Annotated in this window: 11 protein-coding genes; 2 read left to right on the forward strand and 9 right to left on the reverse strand. The window is 70.0% G+C overall.

The window, feature by feature from the left end:
• Positions 1 to 54: 54 nt before the first annotated feature.
• The 5 genes from ACZ5M6_RS01010 to ACZ5M6_RS01030 form a co-directional block, all read right to left on the reverse strand.
• Positions 55 to 1,959 (reverse strand): M20/M25/M40 family metallo-hydrolase, encoded by a 1,905-nt coding sequence (locus tag ACZ5M6_RS01010; RefSeq protein WP_464159295.1) that lies wholly within the window; start codon positions 1,957 to 1,959, stop codon positions 55 to 57.
• An 80-nt stretch (positions 1,960 to 2,039) separates the two neighbouring features.
• Complete coding sequence (locus ACZ5M6_RS01015) at positions 2,040 to 3,008, reverse strand: right-handed parallel beta-helix repeat-containing protein (protein WP_464159297.1); 969 nt, start codon at positions 3,006 to 3,008, stop codon at positions 2,040 to 2,042.
• Between the two features lies 1 nt (position 3,009).
• Positions 3,010 to 3,831, reverse strand: coding sequence for a phosphatase PAP2 family protein (locus tag ACZ5M6_RS01020; protein ID WP_464159299.1), 822 nt, complete (start codon positions 3,829 to 3,831; stop codon positions 3,010 to 3,012).
• Entirely contained in the window at positions 3,828 to 4,346 is a 519-nt protein-coding gene (locus tag ACZ5M6_RS01025; protein WP_054764093.1) for a hypothetical protein, read from the reverse strand. The genes ACZ5M6_RS01020 and ACZ5M6_RS01025 overlap by 4 nt, the downstream gene beginning before the upstream one ends.
• Positions 4,347 to 4,416: 70 nt before the next feature.
• The gene (locus tag ACZ5M6_RS01030; protein WP_054764094.1) at positions 4,417 to 4,788 is read right to left on the reverse strand and encodes a hypothetical protein; all 372 of its coding nucleotides are present in this window, start codon (positions 4,786 to 4,788) and stop codon (positions 4,417 to 4,419) included.
• 121 nt (positions 4,789 to 4,909) lie between these two features.
• Between ACZ5M6_RS01030 and ACZ5M6_RS01035 the strand changes: the two genes are divergently transcribed.
• Complete coding sequence (locus ACZ5M6_RS01035) at positions 4,910 to 5,902, forward strand: LLM class flavin-dependent oxidoreductase (protein WP_464159301.1); 993 nt, start codon at positions 4,910 to 4,912, stop codon at positions 5,900 to 5,902.
• An 18-nt stretch (positions 5,903 to 5,920) separates the two neighbouring features.
• Here ACZ5M6_RS01035 and pheT read toward each other — a convergent pair whose 3' ends face one another.
• From pheT to ACZ5M6_RS01055, 4 genes are all read right to left on the reverse strand, one after another.
• Positions 5,921 to 8,374 carry a phenylalanine--tRNA ligase subunit beta gene (gene pheT / locus ACZ5M6_RS01040; protein WP_464159303.1) on the reverse strand — a complete coding sequence of 818 codons (2,454 nt, stop codon included), beginning with the start codon at positions 8,372 to 8,374 and terminating at the stop codon, positions 5,921 to 5,923.
• Positions 8,371 to 8,763: a hypothetical protein gene (locus ACZ5M6_RS01045; protein ID WP_221233743.1), complete on the reverse strand. Its 393-nt coding sequence runs from the start codon at positions 8,761 to 8,763 to the stop codon at positions 8,371 to 8,373. The genes pheT and ACZ5M6_RS01045 overlap by 4 nt, the downstream gene beginning before the upstream one ends.
• Before the next feature lie 3 nt (positions 8,764 to 8,766).
• The gene (pheS, locus tag ACZ5M6_RS01050) at positions 8,767 to 9,843 is read right to left on the reverse strand and encodes a phenylalanine--tRNA ligase subunit alpha (RefSeq protein WP_182714789.1); all 1,077 of its coding nucleotides are present in this window, start codon (positions 9,841 to 9,843) and stop codon (positions 8,767 to 8,769) included.
• Positions 9,844 to 9,990: 147 nt separating this feature from the next.
• Complete coding sequence (locus ACZ5M6_RS01055; protein WP_464159306.1) at positions 9,991 to 11,004, reverse strand: polysaccharide deacetylase family protein; 1,014 nt, start codon at positions 11,002 to 11,004, stop codon at positions 9,991 to 9,993.
• A gap of 158 nt (positions 11,005 to 11,162) precedes the next feature.
• Here ACZ5M6_RS01055 and ACZ5M6_RS01060 point away from each other — a divergent pair, with 158 nt between their 5' ends.
• Positions 11,163 to 12,782, forward strand: coding sequence for a response regulator (locus ACZ5M6_RS01060; protein WP_464159308.1), 1,620 nt, complete (start codon positions 11,163 to 11,165; stop codon positions 12,780 to 12,782).
• Positions 12,783 to 12,805 lie beyond the last annotated feature (23 nt).

The following is a 12,805-nucleotide window of genomic DNA, read 5'->3' on the forward strand; positions in this document are numbered from 1 at the left end:
TGTTCTCATCAGAGACCGACGAATCTCTTCGGGTCTACGTCCGTTTTTGACGCATCACTCGGCGACGACGTCCACAGCCGAGGCCGGTTCGGCATGGCGCGCGGCGAGGGACAGGCCGCAGCCGAGGATCAGCACGGCCGCCGACAGGCCCGCGAGGGTGTGACTCCAAGGGCTGCGCGTTCCCGACGGCTCCCCCCGCATCGGCGCAAGGGGCCGGACCAGGACGAGGATCAGCAGGGCGATCAGGGCCAGGGCCCAGGCCTGGCTCATGCCCACGCCCAGGAAGATGAAATGGCCCAGGCCGAACAGCCAGCCGCCGACCAGGACCGTGGCCACGGCCGCCGGCGCCAGGGCCGCCCACCGCTCCAACCGGGCGCCGATCAGGGCGGCGAGCGCCGCCGCGAAGGCCGCCGCCAGGCCGGTCCAGACGAACAGCAGGGCCGCCTCGGGCGCGATCGCCTGAACCAGGCCGCCCAGAACCAGCACCAGGACGATCGCGCCCAGCCAGCCGCCCCAGACCGTCTCGTCCTCGCCGTCCGGCCAGAGGCTTAGGGCGACGCCGACCACGGCGGCGCCGAGCACCAGATAATCGACGCCGCCCAGGACCGTCGCCAGAACGGCCGCCGCCGCGACCACCCCGGCCAGCAACCGCCGCCCGATCAGGGCCCGACCCGCCATGAGGGCCAGCAGGACCGCCAGCACGGCCAGACCCACGCCGGCCTCCATCCACGGCAGGCGACGCAGCATCATGTAATAGGTCTCGGCGGAGTCGATCCGCTCGCCGATCGGCCCCGCCAGGACCCGCGCCGCCTGGGCCGCCACCATGCCGACGCTCAACAGCCACAGGCCGCCGGTGAAGCCCTTCACCCCCTGTCTCCAGGTCAGGCCGGTCGAATGACGCGCGCCCCAGGCGGCGAAGGCCGTGAGCCCAAGGGCCAGAGCCAGCAGGCCCCAGCCCGTCTCAGCCCCATGGCGCAGAAGCCCCAGGCCGAAGACGTCGGAATAGACGAGGTTGCGCGTCGCCTGCGGCAGGGTCGGCGCGCGCAACAGGGCGTCGGCCGTCTCCAGCGCCTGGGCGCCGATATGCTGGACGCTGCCCTGGTCGAGGGCGTCCGGCGTCGAACCGGGCGAATGGTACTGAGCCGGGCGGCCGATGAAGGCCAGATTGACCCCCGCCAATCCCCGGTCGGCGGCGATGGTGAAGTCGGTGCCGTTGGGCATCAGCCGATAGACGAAGACGGCGAGCGCATTGCTGGACGGCCCGCCCTCGGCCCGCCGCGCCGCCCGGGCGTACAGATCGACCGTCTGGGCGTTGCCCGGCCCGGTCTCGAACATCAGGGCCCGACCGCCGCCGCCCCGCGCCTCCAGGTTCACCACCGCCCCGACCCGGTCGCGCAGCGGATGTTCGCTGAAGAAGGCGCGCGCCCCGTCCAGGTTCAGTTCCTCGGCGTCGGTCAGGAGGACGATCAGCCCCCTATCGGCCGGGCCGCGCGCCTTGATCGCCCGCACCGCCTCCAGAACGGCGGCCACGCCGCTGGCGTCGTCGGCCGCGCCCGGCGACCCCGGCACGCTGTCGTAATGGGCCATCAGCACCACCAGAGGCAGGCGCGGGTTCCGGCCGGGCAGGACGCCCACCAGATTGACGGCCGAGACCCCTTCCGTGGAAAGGCCGTTCCGCTCCATCCGCCGCACGGCCGCCGGAGACAGGGCGCCGGCCTGGAACGTCGGCGACAGGCCCAGTTCCGCCATCCGGCCATAGAGATAGGCCTGGACCAGGGCGTGGTCGGTCGAGCCGACCGGCCGGGGCGCCCGGGCCGTCAGCCGCACGTCCTGCATCGCCCTTTCGGCGGAAAAAGCGGCGGCCGGCGCGCTCGCCGGCTGGGGTCGAGGGGTCTGGGTGGTGAGCACGGCCAGACCCAGGGCCGCCGTCAGAGCCGCCAACAACAAGACCAGCCGCATGCGATCCATCCCCCGAAGTCTCTAGCGGCACTAAGGACCGAGGCCGTGGCGTTTCGCAAGAGCGAGACGTCAGCGCCGCGTCAGCGCCTTGTCCGGTTCCGCTCGACCCGGTTGCCGACCGCCCCATCGCCGTCGTCGGCGCTTGAACCGAAGGGATAGCCCGCGTCATCGGCGCAATAGCGCCGGTTTCCCTCACGCGCGCCGACCACCACCGTGCGAGGTCGCAGCCAGCCGGCGTCCGAGAAGCTATTGTCCGCGATCTGATTATAGGACGGCGTCTGGTGTCGGATCACCCCGTCCTCGCCGCAGTTGCGGTACAGAAAGATCCCGCCCCGACCGCCCAGGGCGAACCGGTTGCCGATGATGCGATTGGCGCCTGACCCGTCCACGGCGATCATTTCGCGTCCGGTGCGCAGCACGAAGTCGTTGTCCTGGATCAGGGCGCCCGCGCTTTCGGCGTCCAGATAGACGGCGGTGGAGACCGAACGGCCGGTGAAGCGCGATTCCCGAACGGTCGTCCGCGTCACCCCTGGTCCGACATAGAGGGGAATGGTCCCTGTCGCCTGAACCCGCACCTGCTCCAGCACGGTCTCGGACGGAGCCGCCACCTGGGCTGCGGTCGTATGGTCCGGGCGGCGGGACGAGGCCAGAAGATCCCGCATCGACCCGCCCGCCCCCATGCCCCAGATGCGGATATTGCCGACGACGGTGCAGTGGCGCACCACCGCGCCGATCGGCCGGCTCCACCCCTGCGGCGTCTGGCGCGACCAGACGGCGACGGTGGGGGATTGGGCGGTCGCCTGACCCGGCTGGCGGACCGTCCCGCCGCCGCAGTCCAGACCGGCGCCTGAGGCTTCCGCCCCCTCGATCAGGACCGGACGGGACACGTTCGCCCCCGCCAGGACGGCGCGACACAGCAGCCGATAGGGGCGGTCGGAGGGGGTGATCAGGTCGCGCACCTCCTGCGGCGTGCACGGTCTGGCGGCGGGGCGGGCGGCGGGACGGTCGTCGATCGGCGCCAGCAAGGACAGCAGCAGGAGGCCGACCATTTCAGTCAGCGGCCGTCGCCGCCAGGGCGGCCCGTTCGGCGGCGCATCCCGGATTGGTCAGGCCGGCGGCGCGGCGCGCCTCCAGCTCTCGCCGCGCCGCCTTTGCCTCGGCCTGGAAGGCCGGCGCGGCGATGATCTGTAAGGCGACGGCCCGCCCGAGGGCCGCGCCGGCGGCGACGTCGCTGGGATAGTTCATCGCGCAAACCATTCGGCTGACGCCGATCTGACGGCCGATGCGGCGCACCGCGCTCGCATGATCCGGCTCCAGCGCGGCCAAGACCTCGGCATAGGCCGCGCCCGCCGCCGCGCCCAGGGACGGATAGGCGGCGCTGTCGCGCGCCGTCGGCGTCAGCCGTTCGCAGGCCGGGCGGTCGGGATCGTTCGACACAGGCCGGGCGCGACGCGCGCGGGCCGCGACCTGTTCGGACACGGCCCGCACATCGTGAAACGCCTTGGCCGCCATCCGATCCAGCGTCGGCGTCTCTGCATCGCCGCCCAGCCGCAGCCCCAGGGCGCAGTCGAAATGTTGCAAGGCCAGGGGCGGACGAAGCTCGGCGTGGGCGGTGGCCAGCAGCCACCGATCCGACTGTTCCAAGGCCCGGAACCGGTCCGACTGATCGCGGTCTTGACGGTCGGCGGCCGAGCCCGCATCGGGAGCGGGCGGCGCGGCCTCTGCCAATCGCGCCAAGGCCTCGGGCGACAGATAGCCGCCGTCGGCCAGGACGAAGACCGGCGCGGGGGACGGCCGCCCCGCGCCCGCACAGGCCGACAGGACGAAGGCTGTCGTCAGGACCGCCGCGAATGAGGCGGCGAACGGCTTCACCGCCCTTCGCTCCAGCTCAGCTGCACGGAGGTCTCTCCGCCTTCGCCGGGGGCGGCGACGACGTGGATATTGGTCGCACCCGCCGGGCCGCCGGCGGCGCCATAGGCGCGGGCGTCGCCCTGGTTCATCCCCATGACGGACGAAAGGCCGGCCTGTTCGGCCCGTTCACGATAAAAGGCCACCACCTCATCGGGGCTGGCGGAGGTTCGGAAGGTGACCAGGCCGCCGTCTCCGTGCGGTCCGGTCGCCGTCGTCCCCGGCTGATCCATGACCGCGCCGGGATAGAGGGCGGCGTAGTCGGGCGCCCCCGGCGCGGCGGGCTCAACGCCGCCGCTCGAGGCGGGAGCGGGGGCTTCGGCTGGGGGCGGAATCGCCGCGTCGCGCGCCTCAGCCGGTCCCGCCTCAGCCGGCGCAGCAGCGGCGCGCCCTTGAGCCGGGCGGGCTTCATCCTCTCGGCTGCAAGCGGCGAGCGTCAGTATGAAGAAGGCGGCCGAGGCCGCCGAAAGGCGTATCATCGGGGAATCGTCCCTTGGACCCTTAGTCGAGGCGGCACCGTGGCCTAAGGATGCGGCGCCAGCAAGGCGTTCAGTCGCCGCCGCGCCCGCCCTCGACCGGATCGCCCGCCTCGCCGGTGAAGCGCCGCCCGGACTCTGCGACGGCGTCGGGCTCGGCGTTCGACGGCGACTGCGGGTCCGCCTCCGCCCGCCCTTCGGCCGCCAGGGCCTCATTGATGACCGCCGAGTCGGGATCGTCGTCCGACCCGCTCGCCGAGCCGCCGCGTAACGAGCCCGCCCTCAGGTCCGAACCGGAGTCCGAACCGTCCAGCGCCTCGATCAGGGCGTCGCCCCTGCGCCCCAGGTCGGGCTTCTCGCCCATGTCCTGAGCTTCACGGGAGTCCCGGCCTTCGAGTTCCGATTCTGCGCCCTTGTCTTCCGCGTCCTTGTCGATGTCGGTCATGGCGCCGTCTCCTGTTCTGTCTCACTGCGTCAAAGGTCTGTGACCGTCTTCGGGTTCCCGTCCGCCGCGCCTTCCGCCCCGCGCCCCTTGAACCCCCGACGCCGCTTCCGATCTAAGCGTCATGATCCCCTTTTCCGTTCTCGACCTGTCTCCCATCATCGAAGGGGGCGACGCCGGCCGCGCCTTCGACGAGACCCTGGCCCTGGCCCAGGCGGCCGACCGATTGGGCTATCAGCGGTACTGGCTGGCCGAGCATCACAACATGCCGGGCATCGCCTCCGCCGCGACCGCGATCGTCATCGGTCATGTCGCGGCGGGGACGGACCGAATCCGGGTCGGTTCGGGCGGGGTCATGTTGCCCAATCACGCGCCCCTGGTGGTCGCCGAACAGTTCGGCACTCTGGAGACCCTCTATCCCGGCCGTATCGACCTGGGCCTGGGTCGGGCGCCCGGAACCGACGGGGCCACGGCGCGCGCCCTGCGCCGCTATTTCGAGGGGGCGGACCATTTTCCGCGCGACGTGGTCGAACTGATCCAGTGGTTCGAGCCGGCCGCCGAGAACCAGCCGGTCCGGGCCGTGCCGGGCGCGGGGCTGCGCGTGCCGATCTGGCTCCTGGGCTCCAGCCTGTTCAGCGCTCAGCTGGCGGGGCAGCGGGGCCTGCCCTACGCCTTCGCCAGCCATTTTGCGCCGGAACTTCTTCTGGAGGCCCTGGCCCTCTATCGCCGCAACTTCACCCCGTCCGACCGGCTTGCCGCCCCCCACGCCATGGCCGTGCTGAACGTCTTCGCCGCCGAAACGGACGCGGAGGGCGTGCGCCTGGCCACCTCGATGCAGCAGAGTTTCGCCCGGCTTTCGACCGGCAAGCCCGGACGCCTGCCTCCGCCGGTCGATGACATCGCCGCCGTTCTGACCCCGCAGCAGATCGAGAGCGCGCGCAGCCGCCTGACCTATTCCGCCGTCGGCGGGCCAGAGACCGTCCAGAAGCAGCTGTCGGACTTCATCGCCCTGACCCAGGTGGACGAGTTGATGATCACCGGGATGATGTTCGACAAGGCCGCGCGAATCCGCAGCCTGGAGATCGTAGCCGAGGCGCGCGAACGCCTGGCGGCCTGATCTTCGGACCGCAGGACGTCAGGCGCGCAGCTTGCCGCCCTGCTTCTCCACCGCCGCCACCACCTTGGCGGTCAGGGCCTCGATCTCGGCCTCGGCCAGCGTGGCCTCGCGCGGCTGGATCACGACCTCCAGGGCGACGGACTTGAAGCCCTCGTCCACCCCCTTGCCGCGATAGACGTCGAACACGCGGACGTCGGCGATCAGCGCCTTGTCGGCGCCGGCTGCGGCCCGGACCAGATCGCCGACCGGCTTGGCCTCTTCGACCACGAAGGCGAAATCGCGGGTCAGGGGCATGAAGGCCGACAGGTCGGCGGTTCCCCGCGCCTTGCCCGACCCATTCTTGCCTTTCTGGCCGCGCGGCTCGGGCACGGCGTCCAGCACGATTTCGAAGGCCAGCATGGGCGCATCGGCGTCCAGCGCCTTCAGCACGCGCGGATGCAGCTCGCCGAATTCGACCATCACATTCTTGGGCCCCAGCTGCAGGCGGGCCGAACGGCCGGGATGCCACCAGTCGCGGTTCTGGCCCTGGACCAGTTGCAGCGAGGCGACCGGGGCGCCGATCTCCTCCAGCACGGCGGTCAGATCGGCCTTCAGGGCGAACAGGGCGTCTTCTCCGGCGCCGGCCCAGTGGCGAGCGGCGTGGGGCGCGACCAAGCCCGCGACGACGGTGCGCTGATCACCAGGACCGTCGCCCAGATAGATGGGGCCGATCTCGAACAGGGCGGCGTCGGCGAAGCCGCGCGCGGCGTTCCTCGCCGCCGCCTGGATCAGGTTCGGCAGGGCGGAAGGCCGCATGCAGTCCAGATCGGCCGCAATCGGGTTCTCCAGCACCAGCCGTTCGTCCCCGCCGCCGAACAGGGCGGCGGTCGATTGTTTGGTGAAGGACCAGGTGACGGCCTCGGCATAGCCAAGAGCGGCAAGCGCCCGGCGCGCCGTGCGGACGCGGGCCTGGCGGGGGCTCAGCACCCCGCCGGCGGGGCGGGCGACCTCGGGCAGGGGCGTGTCGGGCAGGCGGTCGAAGCCCTCGATCCGCGCCACCTCTTCCACCAGATCCGCCCGACCCTCGACGTCGCGCCGCCACGAGGGGGGGGTGACGATCCAGGGTTCGGCCTGACCGGCCGGGGCGGCCTGAACCAGGAAGCCGAGCTGGCCCAGGATGGTCCCGATCCGATCCGTCGGCAGATCCATGCCGCTGAGCCGCTTCACATAGGCGGGGTCGAAGGCGAAGGGCGCCGGGCTGGCCGGGGGTTCGCCGACGAAGACGATCTCGGACGGTTCGCCGCCGCACAGGTCCAGGATCAGGCGGGTGGCCAGCTCCAAGCCGGGCGTGACCGAGACCGGATCGACGCCGCGCGCGAACCGATACTGGGCGTCGGAATGGATGCCGAGCGCACGGCCCGTCTGGGCGATGACCAGGGGGTCGAACCAGGCGCTTTCCAGGAAGACGTCGGTGGTGTCGTCGTCGCAGCCGGTGCTTTCGCCGCCCATGACCCCGCCCAGGCCGATGGGGCGCTCGCCCCCGGCGTCGGCGATGACGCAGTCGGCGGCGGAGACCGCATAGGTCTTGCCGTCCAGGGCGATCAGATGCTCGGGCTCGGCGCCCTCGATATGGGCTGTCCCGGCCGAAACCTGTCCGCCCCGCACCACGATCTCGGTCCCAGACAGCTTGGCCAGGTCATAGACGTGCAGCGGGCGGGCGCGGTCGTAGGCGATCAGATTGGTCACATCGACCAGGCGGTTGATCGGGCGCAGGCCGATGGCGGTCAGGCGTTTCTGCAGCCAAGCCGGCGACGGGCCGTTCTTGACGCCCCGGATCACCCGACCGGCGAAGACCGGGCACATCTCGGGCGCGTCCAGCCGCACGCTGATCGGCGACGGGAAGCCCCCGCGCACCACGGCGATGTCGAAATGCTTCAGCTTGCCGACGCCGGCGGCGGCCAGATCGCGCGCGATCCCCGCCACGCCCAGCCAGTCGGGCCGGTTCGGCGTGACCTCGAAGTCGATGACGGGTTCGGCGCCGAACAGGCCGGCGACCGGGGTTCCCACCGGGATCTCCGGCGGCAGTTCCTGAATACCGTCGCTTTCGTCGGCCAGCTCAAGCTCGGAGGCCGAGCACAGCATGCCGTTGGACACCACGCCGCGCACCGGCTTCTCGACCAGGGTGACGCCAAGACCCGGCACATAGGCGCCGATGGGGGCGTAGATGGTGGTCAGGCCCGCCCGCGCGTTCGGGGCGCCACAGACGATCTCCTTGATCCCGTCCACCGTCTCGACCTGACAGACCTGCAGCCGGTCGGCGTTGGGGTGGCGTTCGGCCGACAGGATCTTGGCCACGGTGAAGGGCGCGAGCTTGGCGGCCGGGTCGAGCACCTCCTCGACCTCCAGCCCGGCCATGGTCATGGCCTCGGCGATCTGATGGACGTCGGCCTCGGTTTCGAGGTGATCCTTGAGCCAGGAAAGGGTGAACTTCATGCCGGAACCCCGCCCAGAACCTGCTGAATATTGGTCAGAAACTCCGGCGTCCCGGTGAAGCCGACGCGCAGGAAGCGGCAGTTGACGAAGCTGCAGTCCTGGAAGGCGACCGTGCCGGTGACCTTTTCAGGGCCGACCGGCTGAAGCAGCAGATTACGCGGGTCGCCCATGGCGTCACCCATGTTGCAGCCGTCGAAGCTGCACCCGCCGACGGCCAGCAGCACAGCCGGCCCTTCCAGAAAGCAGTCGCGGAAGGTCTTGCCGGCGATCATCGCCTCGCCGCGCTGCGCGGCCTCAATGACCAGCTGCGGCAGCCAGATGTGGACGCCCTCATAGGCGGGACCGGCCCCGATCAGGGGCAGTTTCAGCGTGTCGTCTTCGATCTTCATGATTCAGCTCAGGCCCGAAGCCGGATTGGGGGCCGCAAAGGCCGAAAAGCCGTAGTGCGCCAGCCAGCGCGTGTCGGCCTCGAACATGGGGCGCAGGTCGGGCACGCCGTATTTCAGCATGGCCAGCCGATCCACCCCCATGCCGAAGGCGAAGCCCTGATATTCGTCCGGGTCGATGCCGCAGTTCTTCAGCACATTGGGATGCACCATGCCGCAGCCCAGGATCTCCAGCCAGTCGTCGCCGGTGTTGAACACCAGCTTCCCGCCGGATCGGTCGCAGCGGATATCCATCTCCGCCGACGGTTCGGTGAAGGGGAAGTGGTGCGGACGGAAGCGCGCCTGAACCGCGTCCAGTTCGAAGAAGCGGGCGATGAAGGTCTGAAGCGTGGTCTTCAGATGACCCATATGGATGTCGCGGTCGATCACCAGACCTTCGATCTGGTGGAACATCGGCGTGTGGGTGGCGTCCGAATCCTTGCGGAAGGTGCGGCCCGGCGCGACGATGCGGATCGGCGGCTTTTGCGACATCATGGTGCGGACCTGCACCGGGCTGGTGTGGGTCCGCAGCACCTTGCGCTCGCCCGTCTCGGGATCGGGCTTCAGGAAGAAGGTGTCGTGCATCTCCCGCGCCGGATGTTTCGGCGGGAAGTTCAGGGCGGTGAAGTTGTGGAAGTCGTCCTCGATGTCCGGGCCTTCCGCGACCGCAAAGCCCATCTCGGCGAACAGGGCGATCATCTCGTCCATCACCTGCATGGTGGGGTGAACCCCGCCCTTCCTGCGCGGCCGGGCCGGCAGGGTCAGGTCGATCCGCTCGGCCTGAAGCCGGGCGTCCAGTTCGGCCGCCTCCAGTTCGGCCTTCCTGGCCGTGATGGCGGCGGACACGCGGTCGCGCAGGCCGTTGATCATCGGCCCCTGTTCGCGGCGTTGGTCGGGGCTCATGGCCCCCATCCCCTTCAGCAGGCCGGAGACGGAGCCGGACTTGCCCAGGGCGGCGACGCGCACCTCCTCCAGGGCGGCGACGGTGTCCGCGCCGCCGATGGCGTTGATCAGGTCGAGTTCGAGTGTGGCGAGATCGGTCATTTGGCCCGTGCCTTAGAGCATGATCGTTTCGGACGGAACCGCTTCGCGGTTCCGGCTGAAGCGTAAATCATGCTCTCGGTTTGATCTGGAGCCTGATTCACGGCTTCAGCGGGATGGCGAAGCGATCCCTCTTCAGCCGATCAGGCTCTAGCGGGCCGGAGCCGTTTCGTCACCCTTCAAGGCGGTTTGCGCGCCGGCGATGGCCTCGAGCTCCGAGGCCGGCGCCTTGTTCGCCGCGACGATCCAGGCCGGTGGCTCCGGCTCCCAGCGGATGGGCTTGCCCTCGGTGCTGGTCCAGCGGTGCAGCCACGAGATTCCATTGGCGCGGACATAGGTGTCGGCGTGCTGATAGATCGGGTCCGCCAGCGCCTCCTCCAGCGGCACGAACCGATAGCCGCGCGCCAGATAGAGGGCGTGGATCTGCGGATAATAGGTCTGGTTCAGGCTGTTGGCGTGCAGCAGCAGGACCTGGGCCGGCTCGCGCCCCCCGTTCAGCTCGGCGCTATAGGGTTCGTAGAAGTCGAGCACCCGGGTCATGTGGGCCACATAGGCCTCGCCGATCCGCCGCTTCAGCGCCGCGTCGCCCAACTGCTCGGCCTTGCGATAGACGTCGGCGAACATCCAGTCGTTGTTGTCGATCGTGACCGGCGCGACCGTATAGCCGCGCTCGGCCAGGCCGGCGGCGATGGCGTCATGCTTTTCCTGGGTCTCGCCGGTGAACAGATAGGGGTGGCGGAACCAGCGCAGGGTCCGCCCGCGCGCCTGAAGCGCGGCCCGTGTCGTCGCAGCACCGGCGTCCACATCGGCCAGATAGGCTTCCGCCGTCGTCTGGTGGATGTTGATGTGGCTGAAGCTGTGATTGCCCAGGTCGAGCCCGGCGTCCAGCCACAGGTTCAGAACCGTCGGCAGGGTCGAGGCCCGCGTCGCTTCGCACACCCGCCCGTCGTTGACGAAGGCCGTCCCATGGGTGTCCAGCGGCTTGAGCATGGCCAGGAAATCCGTCGTGAACCGCATCAGCTGCGCCGGGTCGCACAGGACCGCCGCCGGCCCCTGATAGGGCAGGTCGTCAAAGGTCACGGCCACCTTCCGATCCTGGGCGAGGGCCGGGCTGCCGAGACCGGCGACCAGGGCGAGGATCAGGCTGAAGAGGCGGCGCGTCATACCCAAAGCCTAACGCCTGTCGCCGCACGCGCAACCCCGGCTTATTTCATCAGCTTACGGATCAATTGTCGGAAAGGCGCCGCGAAAGGTTCATCTACGGCAAAGCTGATGTTAAAGATCAATCGCTAAGCCCCCCGATGTGGACATTGGGGGGCCGAATGCCGCTGGTGGGTGACTTTGTCGAATTGATCGCGCCGGTCGCCCCGTCCACCCTGGGCGCCGAGGTGTTCGACCGTTTCCAGCGAGAACCCAACACCCTGGCGATCGCGGTGGTGGGGCAGGACGGACGGCCTTTGGGGCTGATTGAGCGCAACGCCTTCACCCTGCGGATGGCGGCGGAGTACGGCCGCGCCCTCTACGCCCGCAAGCCGGCGGCGAGTTTGATGGACCGCAACGCCCCGGTGGCCGAGGCTTCGACCAGTGCGGAGTTCTTTTTCCAGGCCTATGGGGCGGCCGAACTGGGCGCCCTGCTGGGCGGCTTCATCGTTGTGGCCGATGGCCGCTACCTGGGGGTCGGCACCGCCCTGCAGATCGTCCAGGCGGGCGCCGCCTTGCACCGCCAGCGCGCCGAGGAAATGGGCGCCCTGGCCCGCGACCTGGCCGCCGCCGAGGCCGAGGCCGTCGCCTCCAGCCGCGCCAAATCGGAATTCCTGGCCGTGATGAGCCATGAAATCCGCACCCCTCTGAACGGCGTCCTGGGCGTCGCCGCCCTGATGGAGAAGAAGCTCGAGCAGGAAGAGCTGCGGCCTTACGTCCGCACCGTCATCGATTCCGGCCAGAGCCTGCTGCGGCTGTTGACCGACGCCCTGGACATGTCTCGCGCCTCGGCCGGGATGCTGACCCTGGAGGAGGAGCCGCTGAACCTGTCGGCCGTGGCCTTCGACATCGACGCCCTGTGGCGCGCGCGCGCCGAGGAGAAGGCGCTGAGCCTGACGGTCCGCACCGAGTTCGAGGCCGGCCCCTGGGTCAGGGCGGACGGCATGCGCATCAAACAGTTGCTGAACAATTTGGTCGGCAACGCCCTGAAGTTCACCCAGAGCGGCGGTGTGATCGTCTCCCTGTCCAGCCACTTGACCCCCGACGGGGTCAGGGTCGAGCTGACGGTGGACGACAGCGGTCCGGGCGTGCCTGAAGCGGCGGCGGCGACCATTTTCGAACCCTTCAACACCGGCAAGGCGGGGCGCGAAGGCGCCGGCGCCGGCCTTGGTTTGGCGATCTGTCGCCAGATCGCCGAACGGATGGACGGCGGCATCGGCCTCAGCGTCTCGCCCCTGGGCGGCGCGCGCTTCCATGTCGTCCTGCCCCTGACCGCCTGCGCGGCCGAAGAGGCCGCCGCCGCCGTTCCGATGGCCGAGCCCACCGCGCACGAGACCCTGCATGTCCTCGTGGTCGACGACAACGCCGCCAACCGTTTCGTCGCCGCCAAGCTGCTGGAGATGTTCAACTGCACGGTCGAACTGGCCGAGAACGGACAGGAGGCGCTGGACGCCGTCAGCAACCGCCCCTTCGACCTAGCTTTGATGGACATCAAGATGCCGGTCATGGATGGGATCGCGGCGACCCGCGCCATCCGCGCCCTGCCCGGACCGGCCGCCCGCCTGCCCATCCTGGCCCTGACGGCCAACGCCGACGAGCGCGACGAGCTGGACTATGTCGCCGCCGGCATGAACGGGGTGGCGCAAAAGCCGATTCAACCCGACGCCCTGTTGAACGCCATTCGCCTGGTCCTGGCCGAAGCCGAAGCAGAGACCCCGGCGGCCGAGAGGGCCGCAGCCTGATCCCTGAAACGAAGAACGCCCGC

This window comes from Brevundimonas sp. Br13, from assembly GCF_055391505.1.